Here is a 22,434-nt window from a genome sequence, read left to right on the forward strand (position 1 = left end):
TTTTGTTCAAATTAAAAGTTGATTTAATCGTTAATTATATTTCATGTAGCGGAAACATAAAGTTCCCGTTGTTGCAAATTAGATAGATTTCTCTGTTTATGTGAAAAATCTAACACTACAAAAACATACATCTTACAATGGGTCAATGGTATTCTTCGATACCTTGTGATATATAAGGTTTTTTGGTATTTAACATTTTGTTGGGAGTGGTCGTAAAAGCTTATAAAAGAGGGACTTTAACTTATTTGTAGTGGTATTGTAGGGGTGAAATTATGGTTCGATTAGCCATTTAGATAGATAAGATGTAATCTGTGAGTTTTGTTTCTCGTTTTAAATTCAGCTTTTTTCTCAACCTAGAACGTCGCACCTCTACACTTTTAACAGATATGTTAAGAAGCGGTGCTATTTCTTTTGAAGACAGGTTTAAGCGGAGGTAGACACAGAACTTTAAATCGTTGGATGATAAGTCTGGGTGTAGTTCCTTTGCCCTTGTCAAAAATTCCCTATCGGCATTGTTAAAGGCTTCCATGAACATTTTACGGTCCTTTGAGCTATTTAGGTTCTTGTCTATCAGTTTTATTACCGGGTGAGATTTGCTAAAGGTTTTGTCATTCTTCTTGAGTTCTTTTTTAACCCTTCTCAATAGCTCGTTCCTTTTTACCAAACTCATGGTCGATATGGCCAATTCCCTGTTCTTGCTTTCAATTTCCTGATTCAGTTTTTCGTTTTTTAGCCGAATCATTTCCTGTTCACTTTTAATGAATTTCAACTGCATCTCGCGTTGACTCTCCAGCATGGCCTTTTTGTTTTGGTTACGGTAGTATCTTTTGTACGATTTATGTACCAATAGGCCCAGGCCAAAGAAAGAAAGGGCATAGGCCAATAATGCTAGGTTAGATAGGTAGAATGGGCGGTCTATCGTAAAGCTATACTGTACCGTATTTATAGATTCTTGATTTCCGATTTTAGATCGGGCCTTGAACTTGTAGTCCCCAAAAGGTAATTTTTCAAAGGTTACGGATGTATTAGGGCTCCAATCGCTCCAAGAATCTTCCAATCCTTCCAACTGGTACTGGTAACTTATATTGGTGTATTTACTGTATTGGGGAACGCTGTAAGTGATATAAAAAGTTGATTCTTTATTGGAAAATTCGCCCCTATCCAATTTAGGTACTTCTGTAAATCCGTTCTCTTTGTCTATGACCTTTACCTTATCCAATAACAACTGATGCGGCTTGTTCTGTATTTTGTCCAAGTCTATCAATAAATATCCGTTGGTTTTACCTATCAGGTACTTGTTGTCATTCAAATAGGTGATGTTCTCAAAACTCAATGGCATTTTTCGGCTATTGTTTTCAATAGGTATATTGTTGATATCCACCATATTGGTCAGGGGACCTTTTTGTGCATAACCGATATTATTTAGGGTAAAGCTCCACAAGCGTTCCTTTTTTTTGTCATATATCAATTTTCCCGACAGGTATTCTTCGGGTGGCATAAGTTGCGCCAATATAGAATCTTTGATAAATTTAGTAGTATTTGGTTGAAGTTTAAATATTCCCTTTCGGTTAGAGTAGAGTAGATCATCACCCATTTTTACGAGTCCGGAGCCTTTACTTTTTTCAATATCGTTAAGAAGGGTTACAGAACCAAAAGACCTAAGGTCTTTGTTTAAAGACAAGCGATAAATCCCTTTGGTCTCATGGTTTACCCATATTTCATTGGTATTTATTATTTCAACAAAACGCGATGAAATCTCAAAACCATCTATTTTATGGCCCAGTTTCCAAAGGTTGTTGTTCTTTTTCAATATCGCCAGACCAGAATAATGACCTATTAATAGTTTGTCCGGTTGGTCGGGAATAGGCCTAAAATTCCAAACCCCATCAATATTGGCAATTAAGCTAGCCTTATTGCCGGTAATTGAAAAAACGCCATTGTTATGTCCACAGAGCAACTGGCCGTCCAACGAATATAGAGACCAAACTTGACCTTCGGTACCTTTAATGAAGGTAAGGGGTTCGTTAGAATCAATATTTTTATAAAAAAGGCCTTGGTTGGTACCGATGTATAGTTTTTTATCGTGGGCAATAGCCGTGTAGGTGGTTCCGAAGGTGCCGTCCCAGTCGTTATATTCCTTAATATACGACTGTCTGTTTATACAATTGATTCCGTTGTCCAAGGCGGCCCAAACATTGGCGTCAGCATCTTCGAACATGTTTAGTACCGTATTGTTGCTTAAGCCGTTAGATTGATTTATTATATTGGTTATTTCACCATCTTCCGAGATAGAAACAACACCCTTGGAAATGGTACCCAACATAAAGCTTTTATCCTCTAATTGAATACCACTGAAGACCCGCGATTTTTTTAGCAGGCTGTCGGCAGGTATATGCCATCTTTTAAGGGTTTGGTTTTCTATTTTGTACAATCCTTTGGTACGGGTCAAGACTACAAGTCCATCATTTACCATGAACATGCTAAGAAGAAATTTTACCTGTAAGTTCTCAGGTATTTTGGCAATCAGTTTTTCGGTGCCGTTTTCAAGGTTGAATATGTGGCCATCGTACTTCTGAATATAGATCTTTTGATCTACTTTAAACAACCTGTAATTGTTTTCCTTATCGGTGGTATAGTGTAATTCTTCAGAATCGGTATCGTAAAAGTAAATACGGTCGTATGATTGAAAGATTATATATTTATCGATCCACTCTATATTCCAGATAATCTCATCTTCGAACAGTTCTTCTTTAATGGATTCAGAGATGGAGTGGTAGTCCATTGACCCTTTGTTGTTTTTGGTCCAATAGCCAAACTCCATATAACTGCCGGTAAAAATTTTGTCCTTAAACGAAGAGATAGATCTGATGGCGGCGTTATGTAACGTAGGGTATAACGTCCATCTTGCACCGTCATACTCTAAAAGACCTTGATTATTGGCTACATAGATGTGGCCCTGAAAGTTTTGAGTTACTTCCCAGTTTTGGTTTTCGGCACCATATTCAGATGGAGAAAACTTAACGATCGGAGGTGTTTCTTGGGTGTATGCAAACGGGGTTCCCAATAGTAATACAATTGAAAGTTTGTATAGACACGAAAAAATAGTATTGGAGAAAGAATGCATGTCTTCAATGGTATTACCTATAATTTATATGCCGCAAATTTAGGAATATGTAAATAATTACTGCTGTTAAATATGATTTGTGTTGTTTCGGCGGTATTTATTTGTTGCGATGTTATTCTGTAATCTTCAAAACAGGTTTTGGGTCATTGTAAATGCGAAAAGGTAAGGTCGGTCAATAAAAAAAGGACTTTAAAGACATTGCAGGTTGATGGTATTAAATAAAACCATGGCACCTAATACAGAACCTCGCCTTATTTCTTATTTATAGCATAAATTTCTATTTTTTCGTGCTTTCCTTTTAACAAGATACTTCCCAAAGAGGTATAGGTGTAGGAAGTCTTGTTTTCGAGGTCGTTCAAAAGCGTTTCGGACACTAATAACGACGCATTGTACTTGTTGCATTCCTCTTGGATCCTGGCAGAGGTGTTAATAACGTCACCGTGGTATGCCAGTTCTTTTTTTACAACGCCTACTTCGGCCACCATTAAAATGCCACCATGCACACCTGCCTTAAACTTGGGGACTATGCCATATTCTTTAAGGTAATATCTTTCTCTTTTGGTCAAATTACTTTCAAAAGCAAAAAAGATCTCAATACAGTTTGCGTTGGCTATACCTTTGTCATAGGGCCAAGACAATACCGCTTCATCACCTACATATTGATATATTTCTGCGTCGTATTTAGCAACTATTTCGTTTAGGTCATAAAAAAAATCCTGGATAAATTGGCTGTATTTTAGATGCCCTAATTCCTCTGCCGTTCCCGTGGAATCCTTTAGGTCAAGAAACATAAAAATACGTTTTTCCTCTTGGGGTTTTTTATATTTTCCCAAAAGCATTTTCAGAAAAATACCCCTGCCAAATTTTTCTGTAGCTATTTTTAGGAAAGAGAAGACCAGCGAAGCGATAAAAACATATAACAAGTTAGAGTGTAAGACTTTGTTGTCTAGCCACCATCCAATGCTGTTATCTATGTCCAATTCGTAAGAATCGGAAATGAACTCCATTATGATGGTAAAAACTGCAATGGTAGATATAAAATAGGTGATGGTTCTGAGGCCGATAGACGGACCGATGGCCAATCTTTTAGAGCTATATTTTTCGTAAGCAAATTCGACGATAGCATAAATAAATCCCAATAGAATGCCTGTAAGAGCGTAATAACCATAAATCTCCGCCATAGATAAATTTGCCACGGCTCCCTTTAAAGAAATAGATATAATACTGTTAAGGCCATAGAATCTAAAAAAGGCAAAAAGGGCCATTGCACATACCCAAAACAATAATGTTTGCCATAAAAGCCTGTAAAAGTACCTTAGGTTTCTTTTCACGTTGGATTCTTAGAGATAATAGTGCACCTTTAAATAAAGATCACTATAATCGGATCAAAGTTAATGCCCTAATTTAAAATTTTCTGTTCGGGGTATAGGGGGCACCTGCCGACTCTATATCACTTTCAAAAGCTTCTATCGCAGCTATGTATGTTTTTAGTTCTTTCTGGAAAATAGAAAAATCATTAGTAGCGATATCTATATTCATTTTTTGCGTTTCTGTAGGCAATTGTGTCGTGTTCCAATGTGCACCTGCGACCTGTCCTACCCTTGATCTAATGGATGGTGGAACAGATTCATTCTTTGATTGTTGAACACGGTTTCCTGTTAAGCCCGTTCTAAGGTTGTTTAATGTAGTATTCAGCTCTTCCCATTTTGTAAATAGGTCGGCTCCGGCTTTTGGTGTATTTACCAAGGCTGTTTTTAAATAGCGAAGACGCTCGCTTACCTCTCCTAATTTTTTACTGGCCATAGCTACTTGTCTAGAAAGTTCTGCGGTTCTTTTTTGAAAAGATGCTATCGAAGTATAATCTACTGGAACGCTCGTTGTCTCTACAGGTTTTACCATAAAACTCTCAGGGTTTCCTTGGGCCTGTAGTTTGCCATCAAATAATATATATAATTGTACACTGTATTTTCCGGGTGCTGCCAATGGTCCTTGAGGGTCACCGGCCCATGGAGGTTTAAAATCTGGAACTTCGAGGTCTATCGGGCTTGGGGAAGAAAGTCGTAAATCCCAGTTTACCCTGTGCAATCCCTTTTTGTTATTACCTTCTACCCATCTCACTGGTTGATCTTTATCGTCCCTAACCAAAAGTAAAACTCTAGGTTCTTGTTCGTTGCCCTCGGATGTCAGTTGTTCCCAACCAGGAAAGGGAACGTTCATGTTTTTGGCCTCAAATGATTTTTCTTTTTCCTTACGGATAGTTTTAGAAGTCTTTGGAACATCATTTAAATAATAGGTGAAGAGAGCACCGAACGGCGGGTTGTCCGCAGCATAACTGGTCGTGCCTAGGGTAGGCATCCCTTTCGCCTGCATAGGAACATATGGTACGTACCACCAAGCATCCCGAAGCGAAAACAGTTTGTTTGTCTTAGAATTAATAGTGGTTGCTATTTCCCTAAGAGGGGTATAATCGTCCAAAACGTAAAAACCTCTACCAAAAGAAGCGCCTACCAGGTCATGGTCCCTGGCGTGTAATTCAAGGTCACGAAAGGGGATGGTGGGTACTCCGGATTTTAATGGAATCCAATTAACACCCTTATTTATAGAGAAATAGATGCCGTACTCGGTACCTATGAACAATAAGTTTTTATTGATAGGGTCTTGCTTGATTACCCATACGATCGTATTGTTGGGTAGGTCGCCTACAATGGACTTCCAAGAGCGGCCACGGTCGGTACTCATAAATAGGTAAGGGGTAAAATCACCAAATTTATGTGCATCGGCACTTACAAAAACGGTATTGGCATCGTGGTTAGAGGCTTCTACATCGTTTATGAAAGAAAACTTTGGCACTTTTGGCAATGCCCCGCTTTTTCTCCAATTGTCGCCGCCATCTTCACTTATATGTACTAAGCCATCATCAGAACCTACATATAAAAGACCTTCTACTTTAGGTGATTCGGATATCGACGTTAAGGTGGCATATTTAGACATGGCACCATTGTCGTACAAAGCATCGATGCTCCATACTTTGCCCATCATTTCCAGTTCGTACCTATTGGTATTGGTGGTAAGGTCGTCGCTTATGGGCTTCCAAGAATTACCTTGGTCATCACTTTTCCAAAGTCGTTGCGAACCATAATAGAGTCTATGATTGTTGTGCGGACTAATAAGAATGGGGCTGTCCCAATTCCATCTTTCCGCTATATCGCCAGAACTGGGTTGAGGTTGTATGTCCATACTTTCTTCGCTTCTTCTATCATAGCGTTGAAGGTTGCCTTCCTGTATTTCCATATAAACAATATTGGGGTCTTTGGGATCAAATGCATTATCATAGCCATCGGCTCCCAAGGGTACATACCAATCCCTATTTCTAACCCCCTCGGTATTCATGGTTCTAGAAGGACCTATCAAAGTACCAAGATCCTGGGCTCCACCCACGATATTATAAAAGGGCAGGGCATTGTCCAATGAGAGCTTGTAGAACTGAGAAACGGGCAGGTTTGGAAAATGACGCCATGTTGTGCCTTCGTCAAATGTCTCATAAAGTCCGGCATCAGATCCCGCCAACAGGTGCTTTCCGTTGTTAGGGTCTATCCACAGGGCATGGTTGTCGCTATGTTTTTCTCTACCTGTACCAAGTACCTTAAAATTCTTGCCGCCATCTCGCGTTACATGGAGGAAGACATCCATCTGATAAACAAGGTCGGGGTCTGTGTTGGATACTTCTATTTCTTGATAGTAATGCGGCCCGGTTCCACCAGAGATGTAGCTATTACGGCGTTCCCAACTTTCTCCCATATCCATAGATCTGTAAAATCCTTTCTCTGAATTTTCGGCTTCAATAGTTGCGTATACCAGATTGGGGTCTGCAGGAGTAACCCCAAGACCTATTTTTCCCATGTCTCCCTTGGGAAGTCCCGTACTTTTTTGGGTCCAAGTGTCCCCATTGTCGGTAGATTTATAAATGCCCGATTTTGGTCCCCCAGAAAGAAAACCCCACACATGCCTTCTTCTCTGATAGGCAGCGGCATACACTATGTCTGGATTCGAAGGGGCGAATTCAATATCGGTAACACCTGTATTTTCATCGATTTCCAATACAAGGTTCCATGTTTTTCCACCGTCAGAAGTCTTATATAGCCCACGGTTACCTCCAGAGGCCCATAGGGGGCCTTCGGCCGCTACAAAAACAACATCGCTATTTCTAGGGTCCACCAAAATTTTTCCGATATGTTCAGATTGTTCCAATCCCGTATTCGTCCATGTAGTGCCGCCATCCACACTTTTAAAAACACCATGTCCCCATCCTACATGCCTACCACTTACGTTTTCTCCGGTACCTACCCAAACAACTTGGGGGTTATTGGGGTCGATGGTTACAGAACCAATGGAATAGGAAGATTGATCGTCGAAAACAGGTTTCCAAGAAATACCACTATTTTCTGTTTTCCATAGACCTCCAGAACCTACGGCCACATACCAAGTACTGGGGTTGGCCGTACTAACGGCAATATCGGATATTCGACCTCCCATGAGTGCTGGCCCAATAGATCTAAGTTCCAATCCTTTTACGGCATTGGCAAGGGCAGCCTTATTCGTTTCTTGGGCGGTAAGCGTCAAAGAAATTAATAAGAAAGGTAAGTAAAGAAAGAAAATGGAGAGGTGATTTTTTCGCAACATAGGTAGACTGTTTGGTAGTTAGTTAGAAATTGAATATGCATCCAAAAGGTGTTATAAAAATAAATAACCAAGATGAAAAATGCTTAAAGAGAGGGCATTACTTTTAAAAAAGTTTACTTCTAGGTAAACTGATCTTTATAAACGGTGTTTTTGACCAGGTTTTGGCCAATATTCTTTCGGTTTATGAGGCTGTCCTGTAATTCAAATTCAAAGAACACTTTTATTGTCCCGTATCTTTAAATTTTTGTAGAGAGTACAAAAAATAAAAAAAGCCAAAATCGCTCCGAGAAAGGCCATAGCCATATCTTTTTGGGCATCCCAAATATCACCTTGTGTGCCCAAATATGAAATACCTTGTTCTACAAAGAAAACATCGGCCACCAGCCATTCTATGATTTCATATAGGCCACTAACCGAAAGGATCGTAACAATAGGCAACAAGAAGGCGATCCGTTGAGGATACTTTAACCAATTTAAGAAACATTCTTGCATAGGGTAATAAAGCAAAAAACCGAAGCTAAAGTGTACCAACCGGTCGTATTGGTTTCTTGGAGAGCCAAAAACATCTTGTAACCAAAACCCGAAAGTGTTTTCTGCATAGGTATATTTTGAACCATATACGTGCAGGCATAAAAAAATACAGATCAGCAAATAACTAAAGTTGCTGAATCTGTATTTTTTAAAAGAGAATATTAAAAAAAGTAGTGAAATCACCGTTAAGGTATTTTCAATGAGCCAATTGGATACATCTGTCGTTCCGATGAAGGAATTGGACCATACAATGACAAACAAAAGCATAAATATTGGCAACAATGCTTTCTTTGCGGTTATGGCATTCCTATTTGTCATGTATCCATGTTTTTAAAAAACATCCTTTTAAGCTTTCATTAATCCTTAAACAGTTTGTCGAGTTTTTTAAGGTTGATTCCCAAGAATATCCTGAAAATTCCAGCGGTTATAAGTGCAAAGGCCGTCATATATACAATGCTGAGACCGGCAAATAATGGATTTGCCAAGAGCAAAAAGGAAAACAACAGGGTGATGATGCTCCAAAACAGTAGCCAGCCCCATTGTGGTATTCCTGCAGATTTTAATTGAAATGAAAGCCCTATGGACAAGATGCTTTGAAACAACAGCCAAAAACCAACATATAAAGGTAAAATGGCCATGGTCATCAAAGGATGGGCCAAGAGCAATATGCCTATGACCAAATCTAGGATACCACCGGCCAAGTACCAGCCCCAATCTGTCATTTCGTTTTTGTTGGAAATGGAAAATGCAATTTGGGATATCCCTGATACAAAAATGAATACACTAAAAATGATACTTAGTGATATGTAGCTTTCCAAAGGGGTCCGCATTACCCAAACCCCTACAAATATGTACAATAGACCTATTAAGATTGATATCCACCAGTTTTTTATCGCTCTTTGCGATGAATCTAAAATTGTTATCATGATTTCTATTATTTAAGGGGTGTGTTCTACATTGTGTATTAGGGATAAACCAAACTTACCCGTACAAAGTGCTCTTTTAAAAACAGGATTTTATTCTAGTTTTTCTGCGTTTAAAATAGCTGTACTTATTTTAAAAACTCGGGGTCCTTATAAGCAGGGTTTGGGTACTTATAAAATCCCTCCCCTGTAGAAACACCTAATTTATTTTTATCTATAAAATGCTCTTTTAGGTAGTTGGCCGTTTTTATTTTTAACTCGTCTTGGGTTTTTTCCGCGGCCATTTTATCAATGTTATAAGCGGTCGTGATACCCACAACATCAAGAATACCGAAAGGTCCTGCAGGTGCTCCCGTTGCTTTCATCCAAGTTTTGTCTATCGTTTGTGGATCCGCAACTTCGGTAACCAATAAACGGGTAGCGGCACTTAATAACGGCACCAATAACGAGTTTAGAATATAACCGGGCTGCTCTTTGTGCAGGGGCAAGGCCAGCATACCGATGGCTTTTGCAAATTCTACAACATCCTCGAAAACCTTGGGGTCGGTCGTATCATGGCCCATAATTTCAGCGGTATTGTGAATCCAAATGTTATTGGCGAAATGTAGGGCCAAAAATTTTGAAGGTCTACCCGTAGATTCTGCAAATTGGCTAGGTAATAGCGTAGAAGAGTTGGTAGCGAACACCGTTTTTTCTGGTGCTACTTTCGCCAATTTTGTATAAAAATCCGTTTTAATGGCCGGATTTTCGGGAACGGCCTCAATGAGTAGATCCGCATCTTTAACCGCTTCTGCCAAATTGGAGGTATAACTTAAATTTTGACCTGCTTGGTCTATTTGTTGCTGCGAGGCGTTCAAATCTTTTTTGAAAGCCTCACTAAGAATGTTGAACTTGGCTTTTGCTTTTTCCAATACATCATCATTAATATCGTAAACAGTTACATGAAATCCGTGAAATGCGGATTGAAAAGCAATTTGATACCCTAGAACCCCGCTACCTGCAATGGTAATATTCTTATAGTTCATATCTAAGTTTTTTTATTTATTCTTCCTTGTTTTTCTATTCGCTAAGGAAGGATTAGAGTATTGTTTTATTGTAAATGCGAACGTAACATCCATGCGGTTTTCTCATGATGTTCCATTAATCCGGTAATATAATCGCTGATACCTTCTGCTTGCCATTTGTCCGCGATTGGCTTAATTTCTTCCCTTAAGAAAATAATAATGCTCTCATGGTCTTGCAACAGTTCGGCAAATATGCTTTGGCTGTCATTTTTACCTTTTGTCTTTTCGGTAAGATGGGTCAGCTCAGAATACATTTTTAAGGTAGCGGGTACATAATGGCCGACCGCACGTATTTTTTCTGCAACCGTGTCAACAATCTCTTGCTGTTCATTGTATAAGGTCTCTAAATAGACATGTACCGTATGAAAATCGGGACCTTCAACGTTCCAGTGAAAATTCAAGGTTTTTGAATAGAGTACAAACTCATCGGCCAATATCTTTGCCAATTGATCGGCAATGGCCTGCCTGTTTTCTGCTGAGATTCCAATGTTAGGTGTCTTCATCTTTATTGTTTTTTTGAATTGCCATATAAAGGTATTTCGGTCTATAATCAATTATTATGACCAAAGTCAGAAAACCTTCTTTTTAAGAAGAATTTAATGTTTGAAGAGGTTTGGTATGGTAGTTACATCTGTTTACAATGATGTCTTCCGGTGGCCATGTAAAAGTGGTTTATCGTAGAAAAACAAAGGGATGGTGGCATGCCTAGGCTTAAACATTGTTTATTAGGATGAACACAATGCCGACCACGATAATGGCCCCAAAAGAATACCCTACGAACTTGGCCGTGGTTTTTGAGCCTTTAAAAACGCTGATGCCCAGCTTTACGAGCATGTTGCTCAAAACGGCGGCAATGATCACCGAAGAGGCCGTTTTTATTTTATCTGAATCCAAAGAAAATTTGGCCATGCTTATGGTAATTGCATCTGTATCGGCCAATCCTGAAATAAGGGCCGAATAGTATAATCCGCTTTCACCAAAAAACTGGTTGCTGTAGAAAACCGCAAACAGGATAATGATGTAAATGGCTCCAAAACCAATGGCACTTAGTATGTTAAGTGGATTTCCCAGCTTTATATTGGTGTCCGTTTCTTTAGAGTCCCTTTGTATCAAGATTAGGGATACCACTAAACAAATTATGGTCAGTAGCGAAAAGGGGAGGGCCAAATAGGTTAAAAGTGAACTGTTGAAGATATATATCAAAAGGGCCAACCTAGGAAACATGATAGCCGAAGCGATTACAATACCGGCGGCATATTTTTTTGAGAGTTCCGGTGATTCCTCGCTTCGTGAGGCATAGCTCCAAGCTACTGCGGTACTGGAAATAAGACCACCAAGAATGGCGGTCAACAAAATACCTCTTTTTGAACCTACGAACTTGACCAAAAAGTAACCTATAAAATTCAAAAAGGATACGATTACCACTATAGAACCGATCTCGAACGGATTCAGAAGGTCATTGGGACCGTAATTCTTGTTGGGAAGAAAGGGCAATATCAAAAGCGCGATGATCGAAAATTTGATGAAGGCAAAAAGCTCCTCCGAGGTTATGTTACTGATTACGGAGCGGAACGTTGTCTTTAATGAAAGCAGCGTAACAACAATCACTGATGTGGCTACGGCATCTCTATAATATTCGGCGGAGACCATCACCCCCAAGATAAAAGTGGCGATCAATGCTAAATTAGTGGTCAGTCCTTGACTATATTCCTCTTGTTTCCGATAAATAGGGTTAAGGGCCAATAAGAGGATAAAGGCGGCCAAACCAATTATCAACAACCAAACGGTAAATTTATCTGTTAGGTTTTCTAAGGTAAACCCCAGTATGGCTACAATAGGAAACGTGCGGATACCAGCAAAACCTTGGCCCTTTAAACGGTCGTATTCCCTTTCAAGGCCAATGATCAGACCTATACCCATGCTTATGAGTATGCCTAGGATATAGCTTTCCGTAAATTCGTTGATGCCGTCGAAATTTATCATTTGATTGTTGGGTTACCGATGGTCGTTTCTTAAAATTGATCGTTTCTAAAGATAGATATTACAATGTAAAAGCCCAAGATGGCCGACAATACAAAACCGATGGCCCCCAATAAAGGAATGCCATTGATCAAGGGTGGCATTTGTGCCATAACCAATATCGATGATCCAATGGACAGGGCGGCAATGATAACGGCAAAGACCAAGCGGTTGACAGACTTGCTCGTTGCATCCTGAAATTCCTTTAGTCCCTTGTGCTCGTGCACTACGACCAGCTTTCCGTCCTTTATTTTTTTTAGGATGCTGTTAATATCATCGGGCAGGGTATCTACAAGGTTGTTGATGTCCTGAAGCCGGTTGAGGTTCTTTTTGAACAGTCGTTTTAGACTGAATCTTCTACTAATGACCTTTGAGGTATAAGGCTCTAGATTTGCTGTTATATTGAATTCAGGATCTAGTCTTCTTCCTACGCCCTCTATGATTATAATGCCCCTGATCAGCATATACATATAGTGGGGCAGAATAATTTTATTTTCGTACAGTACGGTTTTGAACCGGTTTAGTATGTGGCCTACTTTTATATTTTGAATGGCCGTATTACTAACACCATCGACTAGTTCGTATAAGTCCTGTTCCAATTTTTTTTGATCTGGAATGTCTGTTTTTACGGCAATTTTCTCAAGTAGGTGAATGATTTTTTTGACATCCTTGCGCATAAAATAGAGTAGGAGGTCGCCAAGGGCCTCTTTGTCGTTCGGAAGTACGGTGCCCATCATACCAAAATCTAAAAAACAGATCTGAGCCTCATCGGGAAGCACAAAAATATTTCCTGGGTGCGGATCGGCATGAAAGAAGCCATGGTCAAGAATTTGTTCTAGGTATAGATCTACGCCGAATTTAGCCACTGCTGAAGGGTCGATGTTGGCGGCCCTCAGCTGATCGGTTTCCGATACTTTAATGCCATCGATATATTCCATACAGATCAAGCGGTTCGTAGAAAATTGACGGTAGACCTTGGGAACATGGATCATATCGTTACCTTCAAAATTATGGGCAAATTTTTCCGTATTGTCCATTTCCCGCAAAAACTGAAGTTCTTCACCGATGCTTTGTTCAAAGGAGTCGATGATGCGCACTGGTTGAAAAGCTTGGGCTTGTGCACTGTGTTTTTCGAGTGCCTTGGCCACCTGTTTCATGATCAATAGGTCACTTTCGATAACTTCTTCGATATTGGGCCGTTGGATTTTAAGTACTACGTCCTCTCCGGTTAACAACCGTGCCCGGTGTACTTGCGCCAAGGAGGCTGCGGCCAATGGTTCAGGGTCGATAGATAGAAAACAATCGGACGGGTCCGTGTTCAGTTCGGCCTCGATCGCCTTTTGTACATCAAAGTTTTTTAGGTTGGGCGCATGGTCCTGCAACTTTTCCAGCTCTTTAACAAGTTCGGGGGGTAGCATATCCTCCCTATTACTGAAGACCTGACCTAGTTTTACATAACTTGGCCCCAATTCTTCGAGTACCATACGAATGCGCTCGTAAGTAGAAAAAGACAGGTTCTTTTTGGTGTCCGGATGTCCGCCCAAATAACTTTTCGGAATCACCTTGGCGATGCCGCTATTTACTAAAACGTCCTCAAAACCATATTTGGCGAGGACGTTGAACACGGTTGCATACCTTTTGATCTCTTTTTGTTTTGGAATCTTAAATGCGGCCATGAGCAATGATTTGGTTACATGTATTTGGATAGAAATTGGAAGAAATCCTTTTTCAGGTCAGCGTAAATTTGTCGCTGGGTCTCCATTTTTTCACGAATATCGGTATGGGTTTTTACCATCGGTACATCCATAGATTCGCTGTGCTGCGAAATATTCATTTCGTGCTTGTTGATGGTTTCCTGTATTTCTTCGATGACATTGCCATGGATCATAAACTGGTTTTGAAAATGCTCTAGTTGGGCAAGAACCTCCTTGTCGGTCCAGCGTGTAACCAGTTCGCTTAGCCTATTTTTAAAAGACTTGAGTTCATCGTTCCAAAAAGCAAGTTCGGACTCCCATAGTTTATGCTCAAAATGTAAATCGGAATTGTTGATAACTGTTGTTTCCATAATATATCTATTTATTAGGGTTATTATTATTTTTTGCCAAGTGCCCAATAAAAGGGCGAAACAACTATGCTTCGTTATCTATGACGGATAATTGGGGGTCGTCATATTTGTTCTCCTCCTCGGGCGTATGTGCCGTTCGTTTTCCTAAAATCCTTTCCAAATCTTCTTTCTCGGCCACTTCATGCTGTAATAGATGTTGAGCCAGTTCTTCCAGTTCATCCCTATGTTCTAGTAACAAGGCTTTGGTTTTTTCGTAGGCCGCATTAATGGTTGCCTGTACTTCGGTATCTATTAACTGGGCCATGGACTCGCTGTAGGGCTTGCCTATGATGCGGTCGTTTTGTCCAGAAGAGTCATAAAAACTAAGGGGACCTACTTTTTTGTTCAGTCCGTAGTACGATACCATGGCATAGGCCTGCTTGGTCGTTTTTTCAAGATCGTCCAAGGCCCCGGAAGAAATTTCGTTAAAGATAATTTCCTCAGCGGCCCGTCCGCCCAATGAGGCGCACATTTGGTCCAAAAACTGTGATTTGGTCACAATTTGTCTTTCTTCGGGTAAATACCAAGCGGCACCGAGCGATTTGCCCCGGGGAATAATAGAGACCTTTACCAACGAATCTACATTTTTAAGGTACCAGCTTACCACGGCGTGCCCGGCTTCATGGTGGGCTACGGTTTCTTTTTCTTTTTGGGATATAATTTTGCTTTTTCGCTCCATTCCTCCCACGATACGGTCTCTGGCCGCCATAAAATCACGAAAATGTATAAGGTCTTTTTTCTTACGGGCCGCGATCAAGGCCGCTTCGTTGCAGATGTTGGCAATATCGGCCCCCGAAAAACCGGGACTCAACTTGGCTAAGGCCGTAACATCCACATCTTTGGCGAGTTTAAGGGGCCTAAGGTGCACTTTGAATATTTCTTCGCGCTCTTCTTTGGTAGGCAGTTCTAGGTAAATGTGGCGATCGAACCGACCTGGCCTTAAAAGAGCTTTGTCCAGTATATCGGGGCGGTTGGTGGCGGCCAATACAATAACACCCGTATTGGGTCCAAAACCGTCCAATTCTGTCAATAGCTGGTTCAAGGTGCTTTCCCGTTCGTCGTTGGTCTGAAAGGAGTTGCCCTTACCTCGAGAACGACCTATGGCATCTATTTCATCTATAAAAACGATACTGGGTGTCTTCTCTTTTGCTCGTTTAAATAGGTCGCGAACCCTTGAAGCCCCGACCCCTACGAACATTTCAACAAACTCTGATCCAGACATGGTAAAGAAAGGTACTTGTGCCTCGCCGGCCACGGCCTTGGCAATCAAGGTCTTTCCCGTTCCTGGAGGGCCTACGAGCATAACCCCTTTCGGTATTTTAGCTCCTAATTTGGTATAGGTTTCCGGATGTTTTAGAAAGTCGACGACCTCCATGACCTCAGTCTTGGCTTCCTTTAAACCTGCGACATCGTCAAAGGTGACGGCACTTGTGGTACCCTTGTCCACCAATTTGGCGGTAGACTTGCCGATATTCATCATAGAACTGCCGATACCCCCGCTATTTCCCATTCGTTTAAACATATACAACCAGAACAAGATCAGTATGGCTATGGGCAAGATCCACGATATGGCCGTGAACCAACTGGTGCGGTTTTGGTATTGGATATCTATCCTGTCCGTAGGGGAAAAATCGCTTTGCGCTTTTTCCATTTTACTTTCAAAATTTTCTACGGAGCCGATGGTCATTCGGTATTGGGGGCTTTCGATGGTGCTGAACAGATTGGTGCCCGTATCATCGGTACTCTGGGTGTCTGACGTAGTTTTTTGAACATAAATTTCAGCAAACTCTCTGTTAACGACTATTATTTTAGAAATTTTGTTTTGGGTCAGAAGAGAGTCTTGAAGAAAGGACCAACTGACTTCTTTTGCCCCTGAAATAGGGCTTGAAAAAAATGAAAATGCTAATAAAAAGCCGAAAAACAACAAGTAGATCCAACTGTAATTGAATCCCCCCGAAGGGAATTTTTGTTTTTGGTCTTTTGAAGTGTCGTTGTTCTTTTTCTGTTCCATATTATTCCAATACGGTAAATTGGTTCAACGCTTCCAGGGCTTCACAGCCGTACATGAGGGCGGGGCCACCGCCCATCATTACGGCAACGCCAATGGTCTCTAATATCTCTGCAGAACTAGCGCCAGATTTTATGGCATCGTGAACGTGAAAGGCAATACAGCCATCACAGCGCACCGTAATGGCAATGCCCAGTGCAATGAGTTCCTTTGTTTTCGAAGAAAGCACCCCCTCGGCCGTACTGGCCTTATGTAAACTGTTAAAACCACTGATGGTTTCAGGTATGTTGCCTCCTAGTTCCTTTATTAATCTTGTAAGGTCGTTGTAGTGTTTAGAATAGTCTTTTATCATGGCTCAATAGTTTAGAAGTGTACTTTTATGAATACCGTAGTATATTCTTAAAGCATTCCAAAGCTATCTTAAATCATAAAGTCGTCATATGATTAAAATCAGTAAACAAAAGAATTTGCAGATGACCATCACTTAATAGACCAATACATTATATGGCTATGACGGTTTTTGGCCCATTGTCGTAGAAATGTAACGGGTTCCGTTATGGCTATACTTTCTTGTGAAAGAGGCAATGTTCTATTACACTGAACAATGTAGTGGGTTACGATTTTTCTGCTTTGTGTTCGTCTATATAATGCTCCAATAATTGTTTTAGGCTCTGTAGGTATTCTTGCATGACCACTTTATCCATATGTGGGTGCTTGCTTACCGGTAGGGTCATAGGGTTTTCGTCTAAAGAACGGTAGAGTTCCGGGTAATCTGTTTCTATACGGGTGGTAAGCTGAGTAATTTCATTTAATATTCGATGTAAATCTTTCATCTTGTTCTCTTTTGTTATAGGTTGATCGTTCCATGTTATTGTTCGGAACAATACGTTATAAAATATCTTTTAATGAGCTTGGGGCAATACCATTAATGGCTTCTCGGTGTTAAAGGCAACGCTTTTTATAATGTTCTGTCTTGTTAATTTTTTAAAGAAGCCATGTTCCGTCTTCAATAAGGCCATCATGCCCATGCTCTTATTGGTCTTTTCGATCTCTATTAGTGTATTGGCCACGGAATCACGTTGTTTTACCTCAAAAAATAAATATCTGGTATCTTTTAAGGTGTTTCTTAAAAGCTCTTTGTTCGTTTTTTGGGTATCGCTCAAAAGTTCTTCGGTTTTAATGTGAACAATGTTCAAAGTAGCGTCCCATAATTTGGCAATATCCGTAAACGGAGCAAGCTCTGTAGAATTATAGGCATGTTTAAAATCGGTGGCAAAAACCAGTTTTTTTAAATCCGTATATTCATAATCGCCAGGTACCATTATTATAGGGCAATTGTCTATATATTTGATGAGGTCCAAGGTGTTGCTGCCAACAAAAATTTCGCGTAGCTTAGAAAGCCCTCTGGTTCCCATAAAAATATAATCCCCACCTTTTTCTTTTAAGGTACGACTTGTTAAGCTAAGAAGCGAATCGGATTCCATTACGCCCTCAAAATAATGTTTGCCTTCCGTATGTTGCGATTGTAGTTTCTGTACAAGTTGATTTAAATCTTCTTGAAAGTCCGTCTTGGTTTTCTCTGCAGAAGGTACACTGTGGTATGCATGTAGTATATAAAAAGTACATACCTCGTTTTTGAAAAGCAAAAGGGCGTAGTCGATGGCCCTTTGGGCATTTTTAGAAAAATCGGTCGGTATTATTATTTTTTTCATTTCTTTTTTTGTTGGGTATTTTATTTTTAGTGCCTGGCACGGCGCTTTTACGGAGTATTGGATTTTTCCGACAGATGAAATTTTCTAGCCATTTCCTCGGTGTCTATAGTGTATTCCGTAACCTTGAAAACTTCTTTTCTGTTCTTTCTGAAATCTTTTACAAATGTTTCCAGTTCATCTTCCAGTTGCTCGTGCTCGGTTCTAAACTTATGGGAATCGTAGGCAAAGGGATTATCTATTAACTCGGATAAATGATGTAGGTGCTTGTTCACTTTTTGAAGTAATGTTGTAGATCGCTTATCCATGTCAAGTAGGCCTAACTCTATTTCTTGAACCATATCTATGTTCTCCTTTTTAGAAATCCACATAAAAAACTTGTCTATTAAACCATGCAAGAATTTAAGATCTTGGTTGTAAAATTCCAGGTCAGATTTCCAACGTTCGGTCAGAGAATAAAGGTTTTGCCAATCAGCTTCATGAATGTAACCATCTTTGGGTCTGTTTCTAAACTCTTTCATTTGATTGTAATTTTGTTCGTAATAAAGATAGAAGGGGGAAAAATTAAATACTATGACCTAAATCATATTCAAAACATGTTATGAACATATCTCTAAAATTATTGATTTAAACAAAAGCTTTGATAGCCCTTGTACGACTTATAAAACATGAAAAACGGAAGGTCTTTTATGGGGTGTCGTTGAAAAAATGTTAAAATTTTTCGAGGCAATTTATCGTTGTAAGAAAAAATAATTTTCTTGAGATGGAGCGAAAATAAATTTCCTCTTTTTGTCTGATTTTTGTCTTTATATAGTCGATTGTAAATAATTGAAAATCAATATTATGTAAAGGTGTTTTTTGATTTTAAAATCGATATTATTTTAGGGGGCGATTAGAATTGTTGATAAAAGTGTTGAAAAACTTCGGGCGATGAACTTACATTGAAGGCTATAAAATTTGACCTTTATACCTCTCTTAGTAAGAACATCATTAACTTTTTTTTAACATGGAAATAACCGAAGTCATTAAAAGGGACTTTACCACAAAACCCTTTCACTTACACAAGATCACAAATGCAATTCTCAAGGCTATGACCGCTGTTGAACACGGTAGCCCTGGAGAAGCGGAAGAAATTTCCAAAAACGTGTATGCGGCCCTTTTGGAAAGAAAGAAGGCGGATGCAGCGTATAAACCTACGGTTGAGGAGGTGCAAGATTTTGTGGAGAACAAGTTGATGGAAGGCGGTTTTTTCGATGTTGCAAAGGCGTATATACTGTATCGTAACGAACAGGCGCAAAAAAGAAAGCCGAATATTTTTGAAAAGCGTGTAAACCTAAAACCTTACGAATATCCGGCCTTATATGAATATGTACCTGCGATAAGACATTCTTACTGGATCCATACGGAGTTCAATTTCACTAGTGACATACAGGACTTTAAGACGCGCTTGACGGATGTTGAACGCAGTGCCATCAAGAACACAATGTTGGCCATTTCACAAATAGAGGTAGCCGTAAAAAGCTTTTGGGGAGATATCTACCATAAGATGCCAAAACCAGAAATAGGTTCGGTAGGGGCCACCTTTGCCGAAAGTGAGGTAAGGCACCACGATGCGTACTCGCACTTGTTGGAGATATTGGGGCTGAACGAAGAGTTTAAGACCCTAAAGAAGAAACCTGTTATAATGAAAAGGGTGCATTATTTGGAAACGGCCCTTAAGAATGCTAAGAGTGAAGACAATCAAGAATATTCGGAATCTATTTTATTGTTCTCTTTGTTTATAGAGCACGTATCGTTGTTTTCCCAGTTCTTGATCATAATGGCCTTCAACAAATACAAGAATATGTTGAAGGGTATTTCCAATGTGGTGGAGGCCACTTCAAAAGAAGAGCAGATCCATGGTGATTTTGGTATCGACATCATCAACATTATAAAAGATGAAAATCCGGAGTGGTTCGATGCGGAATACCATAAAATGATCCAAGATATGTGTAAAGAGGCCTTTTCTTCTGAAAGCGATATCATAGATTGGATATTTGAGGCCGGGGAGCTCGACTTCTTGCCAAAAGTATTGGTGAAAGAATTTATTAAAAAGAGGTTCAACGATTCGTTGAACAGTATAGGTATCGATAAGATATTCGAAGTAGACGAGGGGCTGTTGGCCCAGACCGAATGGTTTGATGACGAAATCATCGGAACGAAACATGGCGATTTCTTCGTAAAACGCTCTATCAATTATAGTAAAAGAACACAAAGTATAACCAGCGACGACTTATTTTAAATGAACGATTCAAAATTAAATTTAGAAAACAGCCTACAAGAAGAAACCGTATTGAATGGTTCTGAACAACTAGTACAAGCTAGAAAAGAAGCCCTTAAAAACTTGGCTGGCGAAAAAGAGGAAGGCTTTAAATGGTTAAACGACCATAGCCGTAATTTCTTGGCCTCAGGTTACCTTACAAAAGGGGTTACCCCAGAGGAGCGTATTCGTGAAATTGCCGATAGGGCGGAGAGCATTTTAAATATCCCAGGATTTTCAGACAAGTTTTATGGTTATATGAGTGAAGGTTTCTACTCATTGGCTTCACCTGTCTGGTCCAATTTTGGAAAAGAAAGAGGATTGCCAATTAGCTGTTTTGGATCACATATAGACGATGATATGGGGAATATTCTATATACCCAATCAGAAGTCGGTATGATGTCTAAACTAGGTGGCGGTACCTCTGGGTATTTTGGTAAGATAAGACACCGTGGCGCCGAAGTAAAAAATAACGGTCAGGCATCGGGTGCCGTACATATCATGCAACTTTTTGAGTCTATGGTAGATGTCGTAAGCCAAGGGTCTGTACGTCGTGGACGTTTTTCACCATACTTGCCGGTAGAGCATCCGGATATTGAGGAATTCTTGGAAATCGGTACCGAAGGTAACCCGATACAAGAGCTTACCCATGGTGTTACCGTAACCAATGATTGGATGCAGGAAATGGTGGACGGTGATGTTAAAAAGAGATCTATCTGGGCCAAGGTATTACAACGTAGGGGAGAAATGGGATACCCATATATCTTCTTTAAAGATAACGCTAACAACGGTGCTGCCGATGTTTATAGAGATAAGGATCTTCCTATATATGCAAGTAACCTTTGTACAGAGATCATGTTGCCATCCAACGATAACTGGTCGTTCGTATGTGTACTATCTTCTGTAAACCTATTGCATTACGATAAATGGAAAGATACGGATGCCGTTGAGACCATGGTTTTCTTCTTGGATGCCGTTATTACCGAATTCTGTGAGAAATTGGAGGCCTATCGTGATTCGGACAACCGTGAAGACCGTCAGACCTTCTTGTTCATGGAGCGTGCCTATAACTTTGCAAAAGACAACCGTGCATTAGGATTGGGTGTTTTAGGATGGCACTCGTTGCTACAGTCAAAAATGTTGCCTTTTGACAGTCAGGAAGCCTATAACCTGAACAGTGAAATATTTAAGACCCTTAAGGAAAAATCGTACAGTGCTTCAGAAGATTTGGCAAAGCGGTTCGGAGAGCCAGAAGTTTTAAAAGGATATGGCAGACGTAACGCTACCTTGAACGCGATTGCACCGACCACATCATCGGCATTTATCTTAGGGCAGGTGTCACAGGGTATAGAGCCAATTTGGTCCAACACCTATGTTAAGGATATTGCCAAGGTGAAAACAACGATCAGAAACCCTTATTTGGAAGAGCTTTTAGAGAAAAAAGGAAAGAATACCACCGAGGTATGGAGAAGTATCCGTGATTTTGACGGTTCTGTACAGCACTTGGATTTCTTAACGGATGAAGAGAAAGATGTATTTAAGACCTACTCGGAAATAGACCAAATGGATATTATCTATCAGGCGGCCAACAGGCAAAACCACATAGACCAAGGTCAGTCCGTAAATATTATCATACATCCAGAAATGCCGGTAAAAGAGATCAATAAGATTCACGTAACCGCATGGAAGCTGGGATTAAAATCACTTTATTACCAGCACAGTATGAATGCGGCACAAAAATTCAAGCAAAAGAAAGATTGTGCAAGCTGCGAAGCTTAATCCCATAATAGTGGAACAATAATTAAAAAGTCCGGCCATTTCGCCGGACTTTTTTCTATTAGTGGTCAAAAAACTAAATATTCCATTAAATTTAGTCCTGCAAAGTATTTATCAAAAAAAGCCGAAGTCGTATTTTAAGAAAATTGGAGCAGCGGTACCCTTGTAGCAGAAGATGTAAACGGTAAAGATTGCCG

17 protein-coding genes are annotated in these 22,434 nt (G+C 40.0%); 2 read left to right on the plus strand and 15 right to left on the minus strand.

Annotation, left to right across the window (positions count from 1 at the left end):
• Positions 1-289: 289 nt before the first annotated feature.
• From J8L85_RS09085 to J8L85_RS09155, 15 genes are all read right to left on the minus strand, one after another.
• Positions 290-3,064, minus strand: coding sequence for a triple tyrosine motif-containing protein (locus J8L85_RS09085; RefSeq protein WP_211016629.1), 2,775 nt, complete (start codon positions 3,062-3,064; stop codon positions 290-292).
• A gap of 311 nt (positions 3,065-3,375) precedes the next feature.
• Entirely contained in the window at positions 3,376-4,455 is a 1,080-nt protein-coding gene (locus J8L85_RS09090) for an adenylate/guanylate cyclase domain-containing protein (protein ID WP_211016631.1), read from the minus strand.
• A 73-nt stretch (positions 4,456-4,528) separates the two neighbouring features.
• Entirely contained in the window at positions 4,529-7,804 is a 3,276-nt protein-coding gene (locus J8L85_RS09095) for a glycosyl hydrolase (protein ID WP_211016633.1), read from the minus strand.
• Positions 7,805-8,011: 207 nt separating this feature from the next.
• The gene (locus tag J8L85_RS09100) at positions 8,012-8,653 is read right to left on the minus strand and encodes a DUF2238 domain-containing protein (protein WP_211016636.1); all 642 of its coding nucleotides are present in this window, start codon (positions 8,651-8,653) and stop codon (positions 8,012-8,014) included.
• Between the two features lie 38 nt (positions 8,654-8,691).
• Positions 8,692-9,261, minus strand: coding sequence for a DUF308 domain-containing protein (locus tag J8L85_RS09105; protein WP_247656619.1), 570 nt, complete (start codon positions 9,259-9,261; stop codon positions 8,692-8,694).
• Between the two features lie 125 nt (positions 9,262-9,386).
• A complete protein-coding gene (locus J8L85_RS09110) occupies positions 9,387-10,283 on the minus strand; it encodes a 3-hydroxyacyl-CoA dehydrogenase (RefSeq protein WP_211016638.1) in 897 nt (298 codons plus the stop codon).
• A gap of 65 nt (positions 10,284-10,348) precedes the next feature.
• Entirely contained in the window at positions 10,349-10,825 is a 477-nt protein-coding gene (locus J8L85_RS09115; RefSeq protein WP_211016640.1) for a DNA starvation/stationary phase protection protein, read from the minus strand.
• 208 nt (positions 10,826-11,033) lie between these two features.
• On the minus strand, positions 11,034-12,305 hold the full coding sequence (locus tag J8L85_RS09120; protein WP_211016642.1) for an MgtC/SapB family protein: 1,272 nt from the start codon (positions 12,303-12,305) through the stop codon (positions 11,034-11,036).
• A gap of 29 nt (positions 12,306-12,334) precedes the next feature.
• Complete coding sequence (locus tag J8L85_RS09125) at positions 12,335-14,017, minus strand: AarF/ABC1/UbiB kinase family protein (protein WP_211016644.1); 1,683 nt, start codon at positions 14,015-14,017, stop codon at positions 12,335-12,337.
• Between the two features lie 14 nt (positions 14,018-14,031).
• Positions 14,032-14,406, minus strand: coding sequence for a hypothetical protein (locus tag J8L85_RS09130; protein WP_211016646.1), 375 nt, complete (start codon positions 14,404-14,406; stop codon positions 14,032-14,034).
• Between the two features lie 64 nt (positions 14,407-14,470).
• Positions 14,471-16,456: an ATP-dependent zinc metalloprotease FtsH gene (ftsH, locus tag J8L85_RS09135; protein WP_211016649.1), complete on the minus strand. Its 1,986-nt coding sequence runs from the start codon at positions 16,454-16,456 to the stop codon at positions 14,471-14,473.
• Position 16,457: 1 nt separating this feature from the next.
• The gene (locus J8L85_RS09140; protein ID WP_211016650.1) at positions 16,458-16,805 is read right to left on the minus strand and encodes a carboxymuconolactone decarboxylase family protein; all 348 of its coding nucleotides are present in this window, start codon (positions 16,803-16,805) and stop codon (positions 16,458-16,460) included.
• A gap of 262 nt (positions 16,806-17,067) precedes the next feature.
• A complete protein-coding gene (locus tag J8L85_RS09145; protein WP_211016652.1) occupies positions 17,068-17,286 on the minus strand; it encodes a hypothetical protein in 219 nt (72 codons plus the stop codon).
• 69 nt (positions 17,287-17,355) lie between these two features.
• A complete protein-coding gene (locus J8L85_RS09150; protein ID WP_211016654.1) occupies positions 17,356-18,165 on the minus strand; it encodes a universal stress protein in 810 nt (269 codons plus the stop codon).
• Positions 18,166-18,212: 47 nt separating this feature from the next.
• Positions 18,213-18,683, minus strand: a complete 471-nt coding sequence (locus tag J8L85_RS09155; RefSeq protein ID WP_047244868.1) for a hypothetical protein — start codon at positions 18,681-18,683, stop codon at positions 18,213-18,215.
• A 485-nt stretch (positions 18,684-19,168) separates the two neighbouring features.
• On the opposite strand from J8L85_RS09155, the gene J8L85_RS09160 reads away from it, so the two are divergent.
• Together J8L85_RS09160 and J8L85_RS09165 are read left to right on the plus strand one after the other, a co-directional pair.
• A complete protein-coding gene (locus J8L85_RS09160) occupies positions 19,169-20,443 on the plus strand; it encodes a ribonucleotide-diphosphate reductase subunit beta (protein WP_211016656.1) in 1,275 nt (424 codons plus the stop codon).
• Positions 20,444-22,240: a ribonucleoside-diphosphate reductase subunit alpha gene (locus tag J8L85_RS09165; protein ID WP_211016658.1), complete on the plus strand. Its 1,797-nt coding sequence runs from the start codon at positions 20,444-20,446 to the stop codon at positions 22,238-22,240.
• Positions 22,241-22,434 lie beyond the last annotated feature (194 nt).

Origin of the sequence: Maribacter sp. MMG018 (genome assembly GCF_018100785.1) — a bacterium.
Lineage (GTDB): Bacteria > Bacteroidota > Bacteroidia > Flavobacteriales > Flavobacteriaceae > Maribacter.